Source organism: Legionella sp. D16C41 (assembly GCF_048541585.1).
Classification (GTDB): Bacteria; Pseudomonadota; Gammaproteobacteria; order Legionellales; family Legionellaceae; genus Legionella_C.
Map to the genome: position 1 here is coordinate 1,936,795 of NZ_CP183303.1, position 18,563 is coordinate 1,955,357.

Genomic DNA, 18,563 nt, shown 5'->3' on the forward strand with positions numbered 1-18,563 from the left:
TCAAAACTTCATAAAAGGATATTGTGAAACGTTTCTTACCAAAAATAAAAAAACACCTAGCATTGATTATTATTTCCATGCCTATAGTTACCTGGGGCGGGACTGATTCTAACGCTAATGATAGCAAAAATGAGCCACCTGAGGTGGGGAATTTTTCGCTTTCTACGTCACAACAACCAGGGCCTTTCTTATCCTTTGGGCAAACTTTAATTGAGAAAAATCAAGTACAACTGTATCTTGGAGCAGGCTATCTAAAGGTGCAATCAGATAACTTTTTAACCCTAACTCCCTCGGCTGTTTATGGTTTATCTGATAAAGCAGCCTTACTATTATCCGTGCCGGTTGCCTTAGATTATGAAGTTTCTAAAGCTCATTCACATGGCTTAGGTGATATTTATTTGCAAGGAGAATATGGGATTTATGATTTCTCAAATTCAAAATACACCGAAGGAATGACAATTGTAGGTGGATTAACAGCGCCAACGGGATCTTTCTATAAAAGCCCTCCCACAGGCTTGGGTACAACAAGTTTTTTTCTAGGTACCACCTATAATCGTATGTCAGTGGAATGGCTAGCTTTTGCTTCAACAGGGGTGGTGATGATTACCAATCATGATGATATTAAATTAGGCAATCAATATTTATATCAATTAGGTTTAGGTCATAATATTAAAAGTGAGCCAGGAAAATATATTTTTTCAAGTTTGATTGAATTAAATGGTATCTATGCCAGAAAGAATAAAATTTTTGGCGAATTTGATCCAGATTCAGGCGGCAATCTTATTTATATCATTCCTTCTTTATAGTTTTCCACTAAAAAATTAATTTTTCAATTAGGAGTGGCCCTACCTTGCTTGCAAACATTAAACGGAAATCAAAGTAAAATTAATTATAACTTGGTTGCAATGGCTGGTATAACCTTTAATTAAATAATCATTAAATTGGAAGCGTTCACTCTTCATAAACCGAATACGATATTTGATAGCCTTTAAATATTATACAAATCTAATATAAACCAATTGCAACAAACTTAGTCTTTTCATTGCAATTGGTTTTGTAGTTTTATAACAGCTTAAGCCTCTAATAAGGAGATAACTACATTATTTAAGGCCGGGAAAGTGCCAATTAATACAGCAGCAGCGAGCATAAAAACACTGGCATAGCGGAATAAGGCTGTGTTAAAGCGTAAAATAAGTAAGCCTAATCCAATGCCAATACTTAACAATACTAAGGAAGAAACTAAACATCCAGCAATAAAGAGTGGCATATTAGACACTATATTATCTGGAGTAATCATGTCATTACCTTGGAAAATAGTAAAGAGACTGACAAGACCTACAGTTAATAACAAAGAAGCACTTAAAGGCCATGAAAGCAATGCTGCACAAACTACCAGTGATGCCAAAATAACATAATCAAGTAATGGTACCCCTATGCCCATGATATTTAAAATTCCGCCACATACTAAAGCTACTGTATAAAGTAATGGTATGCCCCATAACGCACGGCCCCCAATTTGAGCAGCAATCATCCCCACAGCAATTGTAAACAAAATATGATCAACACCGTGAATTGGCATACTTAAACCTTGCCAAAGCGGATGGCCTCGCATAAACTCGGCATGATGGGCAAATACCAAAGATGGCAGCAAAATAGCCAACAATGCCACAGCGAATTTAGGTAAAGAAGCAGAAGTAATTTTGTGCATAATATTCTCCCTCCAGATATATGCTAAACTTTACGCCCCTGGCGTTGAATCAACTGTCCAGTCAATACGTGGAATAGAAACACCAATCATCGTATCACGTGTTACAATAGATGCTAGCTTATCTTCACTCCAGTCCTCTGTTCCTTCAGGTCGTAAAGGTAGAATCATAAATCGTGTACGTTGATTAGAGTCATGAACACGCACTTCAACATCTGGTGGAATAATCGTGCCAAATTCAGCAAGTACTTGCCTTGGCCAACGCACCATACGACGTCTATAATTAGGTCTTTCATACCAAGCAGGCGCTATACCTAATAATGGACGTGGATAGCAAGAGCACAAAGTACATACCATAGTATTATGTAATTTAGGCGTATTTTCACATACGATTAAATGTGTATAATCACTTGGCGTACCTTCCCCTGTGGGCTTTAACCAATCAATTCCCATCTCTTTACAAGCAGCAACTCCATCAGTAAGTAATCGTTGCTTAAACTCAGGATCTACCCAAGCGCGCGCAACCACACGAGAGCCAGCTGAATAACCGAGTTTGTCATACCATTCAGTAAAACGACGATGGTCTTCACGAGAAAATAATCCTTTTTCGATTGCTAGTTCACGAATAGCCGTTTCAAGGATTGTAAACTCTATTGCTTCATCATGCTCTTCTATAGGTGTATGAAGGTGATCATGTGCCATTACTTCGTCTCCTCATTTTGTTGTCCATCTGCAGGTGCAAGCCAATGCTCTGAGAATTCAGTCTCGAGTGTATCAATCGGGCTGCCGCCATAGTCATCCCATAATTCAGTTAACTTAAACCGAACAACATAAAATCGCTCACGACGCCCCTCATAACGACCCCAAGCCTCATCTTCCGGAATAACCCATTCCGGGCGTAGAAGTACAATTTCACCAGTATGACCACGTGTATAACCCTGAGTTCTGGTATGAAAATATGAAGGCAAATTAATTACTTTGACTCTATCACCTAAGTTATACTTATCCATTTAACCCTCCTCACGCTTTCTAACTTCTTCCATTTTATTTACTAATTCATCTGGCGTGATATGTCCCTTATCAAGAAGCATTTTAACCATTGCAAGCAACCATCTAGCATAGTAAGGTGTACCAAAGTAAATGGTCTCTCCTAAATCATTTTCCCGTCTTCGTCGTTCCTCAGCTACCCAATGTCCCCGCCAAGCTAAGCATTCTGCAGTACAGTGAGTATTTTTTTCCCATAAAGTTGGCTTATGCGTTGATTTATCAAGGGGGCCGTCAGGTTGGCCTCCAACATCATGAACGACATGCAAAACTGCTTCTGCATGCTGTTGCGAAATAGTAAGAGGGATATCTAATTCATTATAGCGAACTGGTGTATGCGATCTAACAATTGCTAATAACGAAGAGTAATCATTGGCTGAGTGTTTATTCATGCCTACTCCTTAAATTTAATAATTGATTACCTTATAATCAATTAGATTATTTTATTATCATTATATATTAAAATATTATTTTTTGCTGTTAGGCTTTTGTACAAGCAAGGAACTAATGATAAAATTTACGTATTAATTTTATTTATTTCTTCTACGCTACATTCTCTACCCATAAATAAATCGAGGCCCAAAGAATGTCTTTAGAATTTGCCAAATTAGCTAATGATTATGAAAAAAGTTTATTTAATTACTCGCCAGAGCTAGGTTTATTCTGGGGAAAGCTCGATGTGGCACTTGACCGTTTTACCGATTATTCACAGGAAGCACTGCATAAATGGCAAGCACAAGAAGATATTTTTCTAAAAAATTTAAATCTAATCCGTGAAGAAAACCTTCGTGACACGCCGGAGTATTATTATACCTACCTACTATTAAAAGAGACCCTCATAAACAAACAAGAAAGTAGAATTTGTAGAGAAGAATTATGGGATATTAATCCTGCTTGGGGTTGGCATAACAAAATGGCTATTGTTGCGTCAAAACAACCCGTTGGTTCAACTAAATATAGAACGCTTGCACTTAAGCGCTGGCAAACCTTTGATACGGTAGTAGATAGTCAAATTACCAATTTAAACGAAGGATTAAAACTTAGTTATACGGCACCTAAATCTGCAGTCAGGCGCGTATTAACACAACTTAAAATTATGCTTACTAAGAGTCCTGAGGACTCACCTTTTTTTGATTTTGCAAAACGTGATGGCGATAAAGCCTTTAAAATACAAGTTGCCCAGATAATTGAAACTATAATAAATCCAGCATTAAACAAATATATCCAATATTTAGAGCAGAGTTATCTTCCAAAAACAAGAACTGAAATAGGTATATGGGCCTTGCCTAATGGTAGTGAATGTTATCAAGCAAAAATAAAACAAGAAACAACTTTAGCACTTACGCCACAAGAAATTCATACTATTGGATTGCAAACTCTAGAAACTTTAGCAAAAGAAATTATTGCTATTGGCGGAAAAAAATATGGTACAAAAGATATTAAAATAATTTTTTCTAAAGCCAAACTTGAATCCCTAAATTACTTTGCTTCTGAAGAGGATATTCTAAACTACAATTTACAAGCCTTAGAACGAGTTAAGCTTATCATCTCAGATTGGTTTGACTTAATGCCTAGGGCCGCCGGAACTATTAAACCTTACCCCCTACACCGAGCAAAAACAGGGGCATCTGGTGAATATCATCCGCCTAGTGAAGATGGTAAAGAGCCTGGAATTTTTTTTATTAATACTTTTGAACCTTCAAAGCGAAGTAGAATGGATATGGAAGCAACTCTATTTCATGAGTTAATACCAGGACATCACTTTCAAATCGCTCTAAATTTTGAAAACAAATCCCTTTTAAGTTTAAATAAATATTTATGGAATGCTGGCTATGGCGAAGGATGGGCTTTATATGTTGAGCGTTTAGTTGATGAGATGAGTTTATATAGTGATGATATTTCACGCTTAGGAATGTTATCTAACGAAAGCTTAAGAGCAGCTCGCTTAGTAGTAGATACTGGTATTCATGCTTTACAGTGGACCAGAGAAGAAGCTATTGCTTACTTAGTTGAGCATACTGCACTTGATGAATCTATTATTCAAGCTGAAGTAGATCGTTATACTATGTTACCAGGACAAGCAACATCTTATATGCTTGGAAAATGGCAAATTGAAAAATTACGCCATTTAGCGCAGCACGAATTAGGTAATAAGTTTAAAATCTCACAATTTCATAATCAAATTTTAAATCATGGGGTTGTTTCTTTACCTATTTTAAAAACTATTTTGGAAAATTGGATAGTAGAAACAAAAAATAGCAATTTTACTTAATAATTGTAGTTAACTCAGTCATTAGAAATTTTTATGCTTGATCGAACATTTAATTCTAATTTATTAGCGCTAAAAACCAACTTTTTATGGTTTTTAACCCTTACCTATACCATGATTATTGTATTAGCTAATTGGTTTGATCCTCGCTTAATTAAGCTATTTAGTTTAACAACGGACGCCGGCACCCTAGTTTTTCCTTTAACATTTCTTTTGTCTAACTTAATTACTGAAGTATATGGTTACAAACATGCGCGGCGTGCCATTTGGTGTGGCTTTTTATTTAATGTAATTTTTATTATTTATGGTCAGATTATCATTCATTTACCAGGCCCAGACTATCCAACTAACAATGCTATATTTGATACTCTACTTGCCACTAATATAAGGATTATAATTGCCTCTAGCTTGAGCTATTTAAGCTCTGAACCCTTAAATTCTATAGTAATGGCAAAACTTAAAATAAAAATGCATGGCAAGCTACTGAGTGTACGTTTTTTAGTATCGACTTTAGTGGCAGCCGGTTTAGATAGTTTTATTTTCAGTTTTTTTGCGTTTTATGGTGTGATGAGCTTTGCGCATCTAATTGATTTGATTTTATCCATGTGGTTTATCAAAGTAAGTATAGAGATAATAGGTTTACCTCTTTCCATTAAGCTCGCTAATCGGCTTAAACAAATTGAAAAATTAGATATTTATGATACTAACACTAATTTCAGTTTATTTTCTTTAGATGCCAACTATGTTAACCAAGATAATAAATTTAAGCTAAATAAGTAGTGAATAAGGCTAACTGCATTACCATTGACGTTAATCATTATTTAATTCATCTTAATTAATATAGGTGTTATGTTATAGAATTAGTAAAACACGTAAAGTTATTAAAAACCTTCATGGATTAGGAGAATATTAACCATGATGTTACAGAAATTAACACAAAAAATTCATCAAACTAGCCTATCTTCCTTATTAATTTTAAGTCTTTCATCGGTAAAATTGTTTGCTGCTATACCTGTAGGCAATGGCACTTGGGCTTATGATGATATTTACAATAATGCTGGAAAAAAGATTGGCCACTCGCCAGGTTTATTTGCCAATACGATTAATAACTATAATCTCTCAGCCAGTGGCAACCATATTATTAGTAGATTATACAGTTATGGTGGAAGTTTAGAAATGTATTGCCAAGGCTCAGGTGGGACTTCTCCTAGTAAAGCTTGTAACCCAAGCAATATGTTGGTTTATTATGATAAAGGCAAGCTCTCTACTGCAACTTATTACAGTGTTTTAGGTAAAAGTAGCAAGCCTGTAGCCATTATACCGATTGTAGACGGTAGGCTTGATCAAAAAGGTGCAGATGATTATTTAAGTGCTTTAAATAATCTAGATCAGAAAACAGCAGCACTTTACGCAGATAAAGTAGCTCAATTGTTTTGTAGTGACCCTCAAGTTGAAGGCGTACAATTTGATATTGAACCTTTTGATATTAGTAAATCTGGACAAGCTTATTTTTATCAACAAATAGCTAAAGACTTTGCTAGTAGCATGTGTATTGATAACGCTCACCCTAAGGGTCGAATATTCTCTATATTTACATTCGCTAGTCGAATTAATAATACCGTCGCACAAATTTTAAACAAATATCAAAATGGCTATGTCATTGATTCACTTTATGATCTTGGACCAAAACCAGGCGGCAGCGTGAATTCTCCTAGTGAGTATCGTAAATACATTAAAACTGAAGTAAAGAACATGCTTGCTAAGGCCAAACAATATAATATTAAGTTCCAATTTGCGATACCTGCTGCAGCTTCTGCACATGAGTTTGAAAGCAAAAATGGAGTAAGTACAGGCTATGCCCAGCTTGATTATGTTAAAGCCTCTTATGAGGTGTTTAAACAATTGCAAGTTCAATCTGATCCTAACTTTGCTGGGGTTTCCCTATGGGTCTGGCTTGATCAAATGTGGTGGGAAGGATATAGGTTAACACCGTCTACCCCAAATGAAGAAACAAAAGCATTTCTTGCTAAAAATCTTTAAATAAGCCGTTAAAATAGGAAGTTAAGCTACAATAGCTTAACTTCCTACTTCAATCCCCTTCTCAGCCTGTCACAATTTTACTGCTATCATTCGAATTTTTTTTATAACTTACTCTTAGAGGCTTATATTAAATCTTTTAGATTTATTTTAAATAATTTTGATTATTTTTTAACTTTATGGTTAAATTAATATCCTTTTTGTTTTTAATAATTCTATTTTTTACAATTTTAGTTTAGTTATGTCTATGATTATTTTGTATATACCTTTTAAATGGGAAGATTGTTTATTTGACTTGTGTTTTAAAGCTGAAAAATGGCGTGAAATTTACAAAAGTAGAAACAAGGATGTAAAAGTTTTATATTACGATTCACAAAGCTCTAATGGCCAAACTGAAATTAAACAGGCGCTGGCAAAAGGTAACTGTCAAATTTATATTTTAGGCCATGGTATAAATAATGCAAAATTAGAAGTTTGTAATGGAAGTGACCTCAATAGTTCTTACCAAACTTTACCAATTAAAACATTAGGAGAGCGATTCAGGAAAGATTTACTTATCCCACAATTTCATAAATCCAATACTATCAAATTATTCTTTTGTGATGAATATTGCAAAGCTGACAAAGCAAGACGCATGGCTATAGCATTTCGTGAAAGCTTAGGCCAAGAATATCGAAATTTAGATATAAAATATTATGATAAAGTTAGTATAGGGCTTACCAATGCTAAACTTGCCAAGTATTTTTATGGTACTAAAATTGCTCTTCATAAAATTATTAAAGCGAATGAATTTTTTAAGTTTGAATTAGATTGTTTTGTAGGTACTGGTAAAGCTTTCAGACATGGATTAAACGGACCTGACGATAGAACTTCTTTACTTTATGACGTTTATCCTAAAGAAGCTATACCTTTTGATAAATTTACGAATCCTTTAATAAAAAAATTAGCTCAATTTCTTGTACATCAAATTCAATCAGATAAAATCTTAGCGCAAAGACAAGACATTATTATCCGAGAACTGCTTGCAATTTTACCTGATAATTTAGAAAAATATCTTAATAATGAACTTATTATAGCGGGTAACCTTGTTCTGTTAAAAATTAAAGTCAATACCCTGGCTTTATCTAATTTTTCAAAATTGTCAAGTAGAAGCAGTTTGTTTCAACCATCTAATTCAAAAGCTAAATCTATTTATAATACAAAAGGTGGTAAAGTGTCTAAAATTGAACCATCGGCTAACAGTTTACAAAATATAGATTTTCAATCATTTAACAAAAACGACCCCAATACTAATTTCGCTGATGAAGATCATAGTGAAAACACGAATACAACTACTTATAAACAATTTAATTAAGTAGGCTTTCAAGATTAAATAATTTACTAACCAGGCTTTACCTGGTTAGCTTCTTATTATTTATTTTGAACCTGATACTCTATAATATCGCCTGGCTGACAATCTAGATAAGCGCAGATAGCCTCAAGCGTCGTTAAACGTATAGCTTTTGCTTTGCCATTTTTTAGTATAGATAGATTAGCTTCTGTTATGCCAATTGCCTCTGCCAGTTCTTTAAGTCGGCACTTTCTCTTTGCCATCATTACATCCAAATTAACGATAATTGCCATATTTTTTACTCCTTAAATCGTTAATTGGGCGTCCAACTTAAGTTGATTTGCCTCTTTAACGACCCAAGAAGCAAAAAGAATAATAACAGCTGTAATTAACGTTGATAAATTAGTAGAGCCTAAAGTTATACTTGCCATACGCTGCCCAGGAGGATTATGAAAGGTTAACGCAATAGTCATTAAGGGCTGATAAATTAACTGTATAGCCTCGCCTGCTAGCATATAAATACTAATACTTTTTATTAATTTAATATTAATTTGTTCAAACAACATCCCTTTTTCATATAACTGAAAAAGTTTAGCTAGCTTATAACAGATAAGCGTTGTCATAGATAATGGTAATAATTGAATTGCTAAGATAACTAAGCGTTGTAAGAATGAAAAATGAGGAGGGGCGCCATTAAGAATAGGCACCGATGGCATCGTTAAGATAAATGAAATTAAATCTAGTAGTTTTGGTAGCTTAAATAAGATTAAATATGCTGTTAATAGGGGCAGAAACCAACATAAAAATTTAAAAAAATGCGACAATATACGACTGGTAGCTTGAATTTTATTCATGGAAAAGTAGCCTCCGTTATTTTGTTCACGCCAATTTTAGCGATAATTTATCGAATTGCAATAAAATTTTGTTAAATTTTAATTAAAATTTATTGAAATTTATTTTAACTACTAAGTTAACTTTGATTTAAAAGCGAGATAAATTAGTCTATAATTTATACAGAAATTTTCTATTGCTGTTTGAAAGCGAGTTTATTTTTTAAATAAAAATTATTTTTCTTAAACCCATGAAAAAAATGAAATTTATTACTATTATTAAAGTCAACAACTCCTTTTAATTTTACATTTTCATCACAGCAAGGGAATGAGCTAATGAAAATTATATCGACACGAGTATTAAGTGGCCCTAATTACTGGTCAAATTACAGACATAACCTAATTGAAGTGCGACTAGATTTGGAAGATTATGAACATTTTCCAAGTAATACTTTAACCGGTTTTAATGACCGCTTAAAAAATTTAATTCCTAGTTTATATGGTCATTATTGCTCCCCAGGTATTGAAGGAGGCTTCTTCATTAGGTTAGATGATGGCACTTGGCTTGGTCATATCATGGAGCATATTGCTTTAGAATTACAAAACCTTGCTGGTATGGATTGCGGCTTTGGCCGTACTTATGGAACAGATATGCTTGGGGTTTATGATGTTATATTTACCTATGAAATCGAAAAAGCTGGCTTATATGCAGCTACTGCTGCTTTCAATATCATCAAGTGCCTTGCAGAAGGAAAAGATTATTTAACTTTAGAGCAAGATATCGCTGAGTTAAAAGATATAGCTATACACGAAAAAACGGGGCCTAGTACTGAGGCTATTCTTAAAGAAGCCAAAAAAAGAAAAATTCCTATTACCCGCTTTAAAGATACCTCCTTAATTACTCTAGGTTATGGTAAATATCAAAAACGTGTCTGGGCTACGATTTCCTCTCAAACAAGTTCAATTGCTGTTGATATTGCAGCTCATAAGGACATGACTAAACAACTTCTTGCAGCCAGCGCCATTCCTGTACCAGAAGGAATTACCATTAACTCCTTAGACGAATTAGATGATGCTATTGATTATTTAGAATTTCCCTTAGTTATTAAACCTTTAAATGGTAATCATGGGCGTGGCATTATTACCAATATTCAAACAAAAGAAAAAGCAATTTTAGCCTTTAATTTAGCGCAAAAAATTTCCCGCCAAATTATTGTTGAGCAATTTATTGAAGGTAATGATTATCGCTTCTTAGTCATTAACTATAAGCTTGTTGCTGTAGCAAAGAGAACACCTGCTAAAATTGTTGGTGATGGCACAAAAACGATTCAACAATTAATTGATGAAGTAAATGAAGATCCTAAACGTGGTTTAGCCCATGAAAACTGCTTAACTGCCATTAAAATTGATGAAGAGACGCATTCAATTTTAGCAGAATATAATTTAACCTTACATAATATCTTAAAATCGGGTGAAGAGTTATATTTAAAATGCACAGCTAATTTAAGTTCTGGCGGCACAGCAACTAATGTTACCCAGCAGGTACATCCTGATAACATTGCTCTTGCTGAGCGCATAGCGCGTATAATTCAATTGGATGTTTGTGGAATTGATATCGTTTGCAAAAATATCCGCCACCCTATTACTAAACAGCGAGGAGCTGTCATTGAAGTTAATGCAAGCCCTGGCTTTCGTATGCATGTTGCTCCTAATGAAGGTGAGCCTATTAATGTTGGTGCACCCTTTATTGATATGTTATACCCACCTGGAAAACCTTCCAGAGTTCCCCTTGTTGCTGTCACAGGAACTAATGGAAAAACAACTGTAGTTCGCTTAATTGCACTCTTTGCTAAGCATGCAAACCATTGTGTCGGTTTTACGACTACTGAAGGTATTTATTTAAATAATGAATTAGTTTATCGCGGTGATTGTAGTGGTCCTTTAAGTGCACGCACTGTACTAATGGAACCTCTAGTTGATTTTGCAGTATTAGAATGTGCCCGAGGTGGTATTATTCGCTCAGGTTTAGGCTTTGATCAATGTGATATTAGTATCATTACCAATATTACCGCTGATCATCTAGGCATTGATGGTATTGATACGATAGAAAAATTAGTAGATGTAAAATCAGTTGTTGTACGTAGTACACATAAAGAGGGTTACGCCATTTTAAATGCTGAAGATGAACTAGTTTATAATTTAAAAAATGACATAGATTGTAATATTGCTTTATTTGCCTTAACCGAGAACGAACGTATTAAAGCACACTGTCAAGCCGGAGGGCTTGCTGCCTTTGTAGAAGATGAAATGATTGTTGTCTGTCGAGGCAGGGAGAAACAAGCTATTATTAAGGTAAAGGACATTCCTTTAACTTTTAAGGGAACAGCAACGTTCATGGTTTATAATATTTTGCCTGCTGTACTAGTTGGCACTATTCGCGGCTTTTCTTTTAAATCAATGGCTCAAAGCTTACAAAATTTCCAGCCTACAGTAGAAAACACCCCCGGCCGTATGAATTTATTTAATCTTGATGAATATCAGGTCATGATTGATTATGCTCATAATGAAGATGCCTATATTCAACTTAAGAAATTTTTAGATAGCATGAATTATAGTAAAAAGGTCGGTATTATTGCTGCAAGTGGTGATCGTCGAGAAGAAGATATTCAAAAATTGGGTTACTACGCAGCATTGATGTTTGATGAAATTATTATTCGCCACAATAAAAATGGCCGCGGTAGAACTAATCAGGAATTAACTGATTTCATAACTCAAGGCATTAAATCAGCTAATCCTAGTGCTAAAGTTAAGGTCATTTCTGAAGAATTTGAAGCACTTAATTATGCCATGAGCCATGCCGAGAAAAATAGTTTAATTTACTGTTCGGTAGATAATGTATTTGATTCTGTTGAATTTATGTTAGGACATCAACAAATTCAACCGGCCATGCAATTAAATGAGAATGTCTTCTTATGAAGCCAAAAGGTAAGCTACTAATTATTGGTGGCGCAGAAGATAAGGCAAATAAGCCGCCTGATATTTATGAGCAGCGGCAAGAAATGTCGCGCTACGAAATTTTAAGCGAGCTTTTATCTGATTGCCGCACCAAGCGAGTAGAGATAATTACTACCGGTTCCGAAGTACAAGACGAAGTAAAAAAATCTTACAGTCGTGTTTTTCAAGAAATGGGCTATCATAAAGTTGGTTTTATTCCTATAGAAGAACGATATGAGGCGAGAAAAAAAGAATATTTAGAACGCATACTTAAAGCACGCGCCATTTTCTTCACTGGCGGCAATCAATTTCGAATTTCTACTATTTTAGGCGGTACCCCTATTATTGAAATTATTAAACAACGCTATCTTGAAGATAGTGATTTTATTGTTGCAGGAACTAGTGCCGGTGCCATGGTTATGTCGTCTGTTATGATTACCTCAGGCGGGCTTACTGAAGCTCTTCTTTATAGAAATCTCGCTACAACTTCTGGCTTAGGATTATTACCAACTTGTATTATTGACACGCACTTTATTAAACGAGGCCGATTTGGCCGTCTTGCTCATGCCATTATTATGAACCCTGAGCAATTAGGTATTGGCCTTGGTGAAGATACCGCTTTAATTATTAAGAATGGTACAGAAGCAGAGTGCCGAGGCTCTGGCATGGTTGTTATTATTGATGGTCGCTATATTAATCAAACTAATATTACGAAGGTTAAAGAAGGTCAGGCTGTTTATGTTGAGGACTTAAAAGTTCATTTACTAGTAAAAGGCTGTCATTTTTCCTTAACTAAACGTAGGTTAGCAAACCCGGCCACTTCAACCAACTTTGACGATTAATTTTATACGTTTAACTTAAAAGGAATAGCTATAAATAAGGATAATTATGAAAATAGCCTTTGCTGTTCATGGCGGTGCAAGCGAGAGTTCTCCTTTTCTTAAGAAAAATAAAAAAGCCACAGAGGAAGATTTAGCAAAAGCGTGTCAGAAAGGATATGACATCTTAAAACAAGGTGGTAGTGCCCTTGATGCTGTAGAAGCGGCTGTAAAAATAATGGAAGACAGCCACTATTTTAATGCCGGCCGCGGTTCTGCTTTAAATTGTGCCGGTGAAGTTGAAATGGATGCCTCTATTATGGATGGCAAAGAATTAAAGGCAGGCGCAGTCTCTATGGTTCGCGAAGTTAAAAATCCTATTTCGCTTGCCCGCTTAATTATGACTAAAACCAAACATGTTCTTTTATCAGGCTATGGCGCCCTTGACTTTGCAAAAAAAGAGGGCTTAACACTTAAACCCTATTCTTATTTTGTTACCACTCACCAATATGAAGAATATGAACGCCTTAATAGTGAAGAAACCTATGAAGACTTATTAACTAAAAAATCAACTGGCACCGTTGGCGCTGTTGCGCTAGATAGCCAAGGCAATCTTGCTGCTGCAACCTCTACTGGTGGGACCAGTAATAGCCTTCCTGGACGTATAGGGGATAGTTGTGTAATTGGTGCAGGCTGTTATGCTAATAATAAAACTTGCGCGGTTTCAGGCACGGGTGAAGGAGAATATTTAATTACTGGTGTTATCGCTCATACGATTTCCATGCTAACGGAATTAAATCTCCCGCTACAAGAAATTTGTGAGCAAGTTCTTCATAAACGTAATAAAAATTGTGGTGAAATTGGTGTTATTTCAATTAATCAGCAAGGCGATATTGGAATTGCTTTTAATACAGAAATTATGAAGCGCGCCTGGATTGATTTAAATGGTAAACTGCATGTAAAAATTGATAAATAACTAGTTAAGTAGAATGGATATTCTATTACTTTGACTATCCATTTATCGGTAATTTATAAATCTTTTTTAAATTGTAACAAATTACCGATAATTTCGAGAATAAAATTGTAGGATGCTTTCTACTTTTATTTAGAATAATCCGGGGTTTTCTGGATCTTGGCTAGGTCCTCTCGACCCCTGCTCTTTGTCTGGGCCTTCATCGGTCTTTAAGAATGATTGCGTTACCTCTCTTACTACCTTTTGCTCAGGTTCCTTTTGCCCTCCTTCTTTGCTTTGAAGTTCAGCGGACTTGAAGAATGCTTGTCTGACTTCATCCTTATTCTGGTTTATTTTAGTATTAAACAATTCCACAATTGGCTTATAATGATTCATAATAGAAGATAGATGATGTTCTGTTTGTAAATCTTTCAAATACTTTAAATCACCAAAATGCTCTACTACAAACTTAGCTAAAATCTTCATTTGCCCATTGCCTTTCCATTGAAGATTATCCAATTCATCTTTTGAAATACCATCAGTAAAAATTTTTAATATATTTTCAACTAGCCTCGCTTGCAATTCTCTTTTTAACTCTGGGTCTTTTATATTAGCCCTATCTATGGCAGTTTTTATAGCAAAAAATATTGAAGGCATATTGTTTAATAAAAACTCTCCACGCTCCTTATTTCCTAGCGTAGAAAACTCAAATTTTTTTAATGTAGTATTAATATCTTTCTCTAAACGCCTTAGGTCATCGGTCAAGTCATCTATATATTTTTTTTTATCTGAAGTGTTTTCGGAACTTAAATCCACTAATTTGGCAACTGCATTTTCTATTGCGGATTTATATCTATTAAGCTCATTTAAAGTTTTATTTTTATGTTGTTCAATTACGATATTCCAATTAGGATAATCATTAAAAAGTTCTGTTCGTAATTTATCATTAAATGGATTTGCATTACCTCTTTTTTCTTGTGGGATCAAACCAATTACTTTAAAAGCCATAGATCCTTTTATTCTATTAAGCAAAAATTCTGCGTCTTTTTCTCCAAACTTATCATTCATTTCTTGACGAAAGCTTACCCATTCCTTAGTTGATTCTATAGGTTTAAAAATTGCCTCTATAAAGTCTTTAGTAGACGCTAGGTTTTTCTCATTCAAAGACAGCTCAAAATTATTTAACCACTGCCTGGTATATGTCAGAAACTTTTCATTTCTAAAGTAATTTTCCATTTCCACTTGTATTGATCGCATTCTGGAATCTTCTATTGTTTCTTTATCTCCCTCATAAAATAAGCGATCAGCTTTAGAAATGCCTTTTATTGTACCTCCACCTTTAAAAAAATTAAGAAAATTGTCTCCATTAATCCTTGCTATTTCTTGTAAATAAACAACTATATTTTTAGCCTGATCTTGCAAAGCTATTTGAAATTCGTGCGGCTTAGTAGAAGTTTCTTGAGACTCATTTGGACTAGACGTAGAAGATTTCTGCAGTTCATCTTTTGTTTCCATAACAACTCACTCTAAAACTGGTTTATTTTTATACAGTATAGCAGAGACTTATAATTTTTAATTATCAGTTCTTGTATACAGCATTAGAGTAATAACTTTTCTAATTATTTATAAACTTTAATACGCTTTTCTAGCTTTAGTTAGAATAAGTTGTTTTATGTAATAGTTTTTTAAACTTTTTAAACAATTTTAGGATCTGTTTCTGCTTGTTTTGAGCATAACTTTCGGCTTGTTTTAGCCTTATACCTTCATAATTTACAAGAAATAACGAGATCTCGCTGGCTAGTTTGGGTAATTTTTTCATAAGTATATTACATTGCTGTTGTAATGTTGAAGACGAGTTAATAGGCACGTTAAATCGTTTAAATTCTTTTTGTAGCTTTTTATAAGCTTTCGCCACGTTATCTATAGGTTGACGTTGATAGAAAGCATAGATAAGCCCTGTTAATAGAATAAAAATTATAAAAAGGATGATAGTAACCCTTAATAAATCACTTGTATCCCATTTTAGCAAACCTAATTTCTGCAATAAGGCTTGTTGCGTATCTTGATTATAAAATAGCAGCCAACGCTCAGCAGAAAAACGAAGTGCCTCAAAGAAAAACTTTGTTTTCTGCAGCCAGGTCAACCCTAGGCCATGAATATTATCAGTTTGTGTTTGATAGGAAGATTGAAAATTGCGGATTACATCATCCACGCGCTCTGGGGCAATAAAACTTGTTGGGTCTAGCCTCTGCCAACCTTGATTAGCTTGCCAATACTCAACCCAAGCATGAGCATTATTTTGCTCAATATCAAGATAATGACCTACACTATTCCACACACCACCTTGATAACCTATAATTACGCGCGCTGGTATGCCGCTTGCGCGAAAAATAATTGTAACGGCACTGGCATAGTGCTCACAGTAACCGCGTTTAATCTTAAACCAAAACTCATCCATTTGATTGGGTAGATTTAGCTGGCCCGGCGTTAAAGTATAATAATAAGGTTGTTGATTAATATAATTTTTTAGTATTTGCACTATTTGCCTAGGATTATCTTTAAACTGGGCAAAGTGCTCTTTAGACCAAGCCAGTAAAAGTGGATTTACCCCCGGAGGTAGCTGTAAATTTTCATTAAGCTCCATTTCGTTTAAAGGTTGATAGGGCAGCTCTTGTACTTGTAAACTATAACTAAAACGCTCATGAATAGGCTTTTGATTGAAAGTAGTCAGACCACTATTTTCCGCAAAAAGCAGCTTAGGATAGGCAGCTATTGGATAACTTAAATAAAATAACCACTTTTTTTGATGTGGTTCTAATAGAACTTCATAATCTGCTTGATTATTTTGTTTAAGTTCAGGCAACGGTTTTAAGTTATTTTGCCTTATTCTTACAGCGCTCCAACTTTCACCATTGTAATGGTTAAGTACTAACCCACGCCAATAACCATTTAAAATAGGCTGATTATTAAATATAACCCGTAGCGCTGTTCGGTCATCATTAAATAACTCAGCAATTGAACCAGGACTCATTTTTTCACTAAAGCCTGCTTGATTTATAGTAAGTGAGGGTACCTGCCAAAGAGGTTCAGAAATTCGTGGAAAAATATAGAAAAGTAATAAACTAAAAGGAATAACGGCTAGTAAGTACTTTAGGCTTTTACGACTAATATCAGATAGTGGAAGCTCACGAGCATGTAACTTTAACATTAAGATTAAATTAATTAATACAGCAATAATTAAATAAATAATTATCCAAAGCGTTTGCTCAATAATTAATGCTGTAAAAATAAGGTAAAAATTACAAAAGATTAAGAACTTAATATCACGAATACTCGCTATCTCAAGGCATTTTAGCGCAACAAATGTAGCAAGAAAGCCTATAAAAAATCCACTTGTTATAACAGTTGGATATTGGATTTTTAGCAAGATTAAAGAACCTATAACTAAAATTAATTTAAGCCACCAAGGTAATGGTGGATAATAAAAATAGCCAGCTATGAACTTATAGACTATAGCACCAATAACGATTAGTGTTACCCAATAGGGAGATTGCCTGAAATGAGGTAGATAACAGAATAAAGTCGTGATTAAAGTGTAGCGACTTAATATTAAAAAATAGCAATGCTTACTAGATTCGTTCATGAATAAGTAGCCAATTGACGTAAGCAGTAATGTAAATGACGCGGGCCGTGAGAAAAATCGGTAGCTAGCTTACCTAATTTAAGACTATAAAAATCACCGCGAATCTCTGCTTCTTGTAGCCAATAACTTAAGTTACGCATTCTCTCTTCTAAATTACTTCCGGGTAAATCTTGTAACTGAAACTGCCAATAATGATTGAAAGTGCTATCCATGGTTTTAACGTACCATCCCTGCTCTTTCGCAGCTATCTTCCAGGCGATTAAATTAGGTTGCGTCCAGGGGTTTTCCACCTGCCTTAGATCATAGACTTCATTATCACCAACAGCTGCCATTTGATTTGTATGCGGTCTATTAACATAATTAGGCCAAAACCCTGCAAAAGTAGCTTGCGGATAAACGTAATATTCATTATCAAAATAAGCATATCCCCAAACGGTGAATAACCCTAATGGGTAATGACTTGCTACTTTTATAACAGGAAGTTTAAAACAGCCTCTTTTGCTAGTTTCTAGTGGTAATTTAAAACTAAGTTCTTCTAGGGGAATTTTTTCAAGAGTAACTGAATCTTGTTGTTGACACTGAAACTCTAAAGCGTAACGCACCTTATTATTAGATTGAATTAATAAGTTAACATAAGCTAAACAACCTTCCTCGGTATCATCAATATTTAACAATTTAATTCCTAAACCTTTAAAATTTGCATGAGCTTCCCAAGCACTGCCAATACCTACTAAAGCTAATAAAAATACCAATAAAAAGATTAAACTAATTTGATAATTAATAGCTCCAGTAAATAAAGTTAAAAGTACTAAGGCATAGAGCCAACCAAATGATGAAGGTATTATATAAATATTTTTAGAATTAAATACTTGTGGATTACCAGCTTGATTTCGTGTTTTAAACCACTGATTAATTTTACTGAGTATCTTTTGTTTCATAAT

Annotated in this window: 17 protein-coding genes; 8 read left to right on the forward strand and 9 right to left on the reverse strand. The window is 34.5% G+C overall.

Features of this window, described 5'->3' with window-relative positions; translation table 11 throughout:
- Positions 1-23: 23 nt before the first annotated feature.
- Entirely contained in the window at positions 24-806 is a 783-nt protein-coding gene (locus ACNVED_RS08435) for a hypothetical protein (protein ID WP_419418582.1), read from the forward strand.
- A 266-nt stretch (positions 807-1,072) separates the two neighbouring features.
- Here ACNVED_RS08435 and ACNVED_RS08440 read toward each other — a convergent pair whose 3' ends face one another.
- Genes ACNVED_RS08440 through ACNVED_RS08455 form a run of 4 tightly spaced genes read right to left on the reverse strand, consistent with a single transcriptional unit; the run spans position 1,073 to position 3,141 of the window.
- Positions 1,073-1,708, reverse strand: coding sequence for a HupE/UreJ family protein (locus tag ACNVED_RS08440; RefSeq protein WP_419418583.1), 636 nt, complete (start codon positions 1,706-1,708; stop codon positions 1,073-1,075).
- A gap of 30 nt (positions 1,709-1,738) precedes the next feature.
- A complete protein-coding gene (scnC, locus tag ACNVED_RS08445) occupies positions 1,739-2,407 on the reverse strand; it encodes a thiocyanate hydrolase subunit gamma (protein WP_419418584.1) in 669 nt (222 codons plus the stop codon).
- Positions 2,407-2,715, reverse strand: coding sequence for an SH3-like domain-containing protein (locus ACNVED_RS08450; protein WP_419418585.1), 309 nt, complete (start codon positions 2,713-2,715; stop codon positions 2,407-2,409). The genes scnC and ACNVED_RS08450 overlap by 1 nt, the downstream gene beginning before the upstream one ends.
- Positions 2,716-3,141: a hypothetical protein gene (locus ACNVED_RS08455; protein WP_419418586.1), complete on the reverse strand. Its 426-nt coding sequence runs from the start codon at positions 3,139-3,141 to the stop codon at positions 2,716-2,718. It lies immediately after the preceding gene.
- 194 nt (positions 3,142-3,335) lie between these two features.
- Between ACNVED_RS08455 and ACNVED_RS08460 the strand changes: the two genes are divergently transcribed.
- The 4 genes from ACNVED_RS08460 (at position 3,336) to ACNVED_RS08475 (ending at position 8,409) form a co-directional block, all read left to right on the forward strand.
- A complete protein-coding gene (locus ACNVED_RS08460) occupies positions 3,336-5,021 on the forward strand; it encodes a DUF885 domain-containing protein (protein ID WP_419418587.1) in 1,686 nt (561 codons plus the stop codon).
- A 33-nt stretch (positions 5,022-5,054) separates the two neighbouring features.
- Entirely contained in the window at positions 5,055-5,798 is a 744-nt protein-coding gene (locus tag ACNVED_RS08465) for a queuosine precursor transporter (protein WP_419418588.1), read from the forward strand.
- A gap of 135 nt (positions 5,799-5,933) precedes the next feature.
- Positions 5,934-7,058, forward strand: a complete 1,125-nt coding sequence (locus tag ACNVED_RS08470) for a hypothetical protein (protein WP_419418589.1) — start codon at positions 5,934-5,936, stop codon at positions 7,056-7,058.
- A gap of 238 nt (positions 7,059-7,296) precedes the next feature.
- On the forward strand, positions 7,297-8,409 hold the full coding sequence (locus tag ACNVED_RS08475) for a hypothetical protein (protein WP_419418590.1): 1,113 nt from the start codon (positions 7,297-7,299) through the stop codon (positions 8,407-8,409).
- A gap of 56 nt (positions 8,410-8,465) precedes the next feature.
- On the opposite strand, the gene ACNVED_RS08480 is transcribed toward ACNVED_RS08475, so the two are convergent.
- Positions 8,466-8,678, reverse strand: coding sequence for a helix-turn-helix domain-containing protein (locus tag ACNVED_RS08480; protein ID WP_419418591.1), 213 nt, complete (start codon positions 8,676-8,678; stop codon positions 8,466-8,468).
- Between the two features lie 12 nt (positions 8,679-8,690).
- A complete protein-coding gene (locus ACNVED_RS08485) occupies positions 8,691-9,239 on the reverse strand; it encodes a DUF2975 domain-containing protein (RefSeq protein ID WP_419418592.1) in 549 nt (182 codons plus the stop codon).
- A 312-nt stretch (positions 9,240-9,551) separates the two neighbouring features.
- Here ACNVED_RS08485 and cphA point away from each other — a divergent pair, with 312 nt between their 5' ends.
- Genes cphA through ACNVED_RS08500 form a run of 3 tightly spaced genes read left to right on the forward strand, consistent with a single transcriptional unit; the run spans position 9,552 to position 14,003 of the window.
- Positions 9,552-12,191: a cyanophycin synthetase gene (gene cphA / locus ACNVED_RS08490; RefSeq protein ID WP_419418593.1), complete on the forward strand. Its 2,640-nt coding sequence runs from the start codon at positions 9,552-9,554 to the stop codon at positions 12,189-12,191.
- The gene (locus ACNVED_RS08495) at positions 12,188-13,051 is read left to right on the forward strand and encodes a cyanophycinase (protein ID WP_419418594.1); all 864 of its coding nucleotides are present in this window, start codon (positions 12,188-12,190) and stop codon (positions 13,049-13,051) included. The genes cphA and ACNVED_RS08495 overlap by 4 nt, the downstream gene beginning before the upstream one ends.
- A gap of 46 nt (positions 13,052-13,097) precedes the next feature.
- Positions 13,098-14,003, forward strand: a complete 906-nt coding sequence (locus tag ACNVED_RS08500; RefSeq protein ID WP_419418595.1) for an isoaspartyl peptidase/L-asparaginase family protein — start codon at positions 13,098-13,100, stop codon at positions 14,001-14,003.
- 129 nt (positions 14,004-14,132) lie between these two features.
- Here the strand turns inward: ACNVED_RS08500 and ACNVED_RS08505 are convergent, their stop codons facing one another.
- The 3 genes from ACNVED_RS08505 to ACNVED_RS08515 all read right to left on the reverse strand — a co-directional run bounded on the left by ACNVED_RS08505 (position 14,133) and on the right by ACNVED_RS08515 (position 18,560).
- On the reverse strand, positions 14,133-15,494 hold the full coding sequence (locus tag ACNVED_RS08505; RefSeq protein WP_419418596.1) for a hypothetical protein: 1,362 nt from the start codon (positions 15,492-15,494) through the stop codon (positions 14,133-14,135).
- A 136-nt stretch (positions 15,495-15,630) separates the two neighbouring features.
- Positions 15,631-17,622, reverse strand: a complete 1,992-nt coding sequence (locus tag ACNVED_RS08510; RefSeq protein ID WP_419418597.1) for a transglutaminaseTgpA domain-containing protein — start codon at positions 17,620-17,622, stop codon at positions 15,631-15,633.
- A complete protein-coding gene (locus tag ACNVED_RS08515; protein ID WP_419418598.1) occupies positions 17,619-18,560 on the reverse strand; it encodes a hypothetical protein in 942 nt (313 codons plus the stop codon). The genes ACNVED_RS08510 and ACNVED_RS08515 overlap by 4 nt, the downstream gene beginning before the upstream one ends.
- Positions 18,561-18,563: the final 3 nt, after the last annotated feature.

What these genes read in the sequence shown, in the direction of transcription:
- ACNVED_RS08470 (WP_419418589.1), top strand. Translation starts at nt 5,934, where the DNA reads ATGATGTTACAGAAATTAACACAAAAAATTCATCAAACTAGCCTATCT.
- ACNVED_RS08510 (WP_419418597.1), bottom strand. Translation starts at nt 17,622, where the DNA reads ATGAACGAATCTAGTAAGCATTGCTATTTTTTAATATTAAGTCGCTAC.
- ACNVED_RS08505 (WP_419418596.1), bottom strand. Translation starts at nt 15,494, where the DNA reads ATGGAAACAAAAGATGAACTGCAGAAATCTTCTACGTCTAGTCCAAAT.
- ACNVED_RS08515 (WP_419418598.1), bottom strand. Translation starts at nt 18,560, where the DNA reads ATGAAACAAAAGATACTCAGTAAAATTAATCAGTGGTTTAAAACACGA.
- ACNVED_RS08440 (WP_419418583.1), bottom strand. Translation starts at nt 1,708, where the DNA reads ATGCACAAAATTACTTCTGCTTCTTTACCTAAATTCGCTGTGGCATTG.
- ACNVED_RS08450 (WP_419418585.1), bottom strand. Translation starts at nt 2,715, where the DNA reads ATGGATAAGTATAACTTAGGTGATAGAGTCAAAGTAATTAATTTGCCT.
- ACNVED_RS08455 (WP_419418586.1), bottom strand. Translation starts at nt 3,141, where the DNA reads ATGAATAAACACTCAGCCAATGATTACTCTTCGTTATTAGCAATTGTT.
- ACNVED_RS08460 (WP_419418587.1), top strand. Translation starts at nt 3,336, where the DNA reads ATGTCTTTAGAATTTGCCAAATTAGCTAATGATTATGAAAAAAGTTTA.
- cphA (WP_419418593.1), top strand. Translation starts at nt 9,552, where the DNA reads ATGAAAATTATATCGACACGAGTATTAAGTGGCCCTAATTACTGGTCA.
- ACNVED_RS08475 (WP_419418590.1), top strand. Translation starts at nt 7,297, where the DNA reads ATGTCTATGATTATTTTGTATATACCTTTTAAATGGGAAGATTGTTTA.
- scnC (WP_419418584.1), bottom strand. Translation starts at nt 2,407, where the DNA reads ATGGCACATGATCACCTTCATACACCTATAGAAGAGCATGATGAAGCA.
- ACNVED_RS08485 (WP_419418592.1), bottom strand. Translation starts at nt 9,239, where the DNA reads ATGAATAAAATTCAAGCTACCAGTCGTATATTGTCGCATTTTTTTAAA.
- ACNVED_RS08495 (WP_419418594.1), top strand. Translation starts at nt 12,188, where the DNA reads ATGAAGCCAAAAGGTAAGCTACTAATTATTGGTGGCGCAGAAGATAAG.
- ACNVED_RS08480 (WP_419418591.1), bottom strand. Translation starts at nt 8,678, where the DNA reads ATGGCAATTATCGTTAATTTGGATGTAATGATGGCAAAGAGAAAGTGC.
- ACNVED_RS08465 (WP_419418588.1), top strand. Translation starts at nt 5,055, where the DNA reads ATGCTTGATCGAACATTTAATTCTAATTTATTAGCGCTAAAAACCAAC.
- ACNVED_RS08500 (WP_419418595.1), top strand. Translation starts at nt 13,098, where the DNA reads ATGAAAATAGCCTTTGCTGTTCATGGCGGTGCAAGCGAGAGTTCTCCT.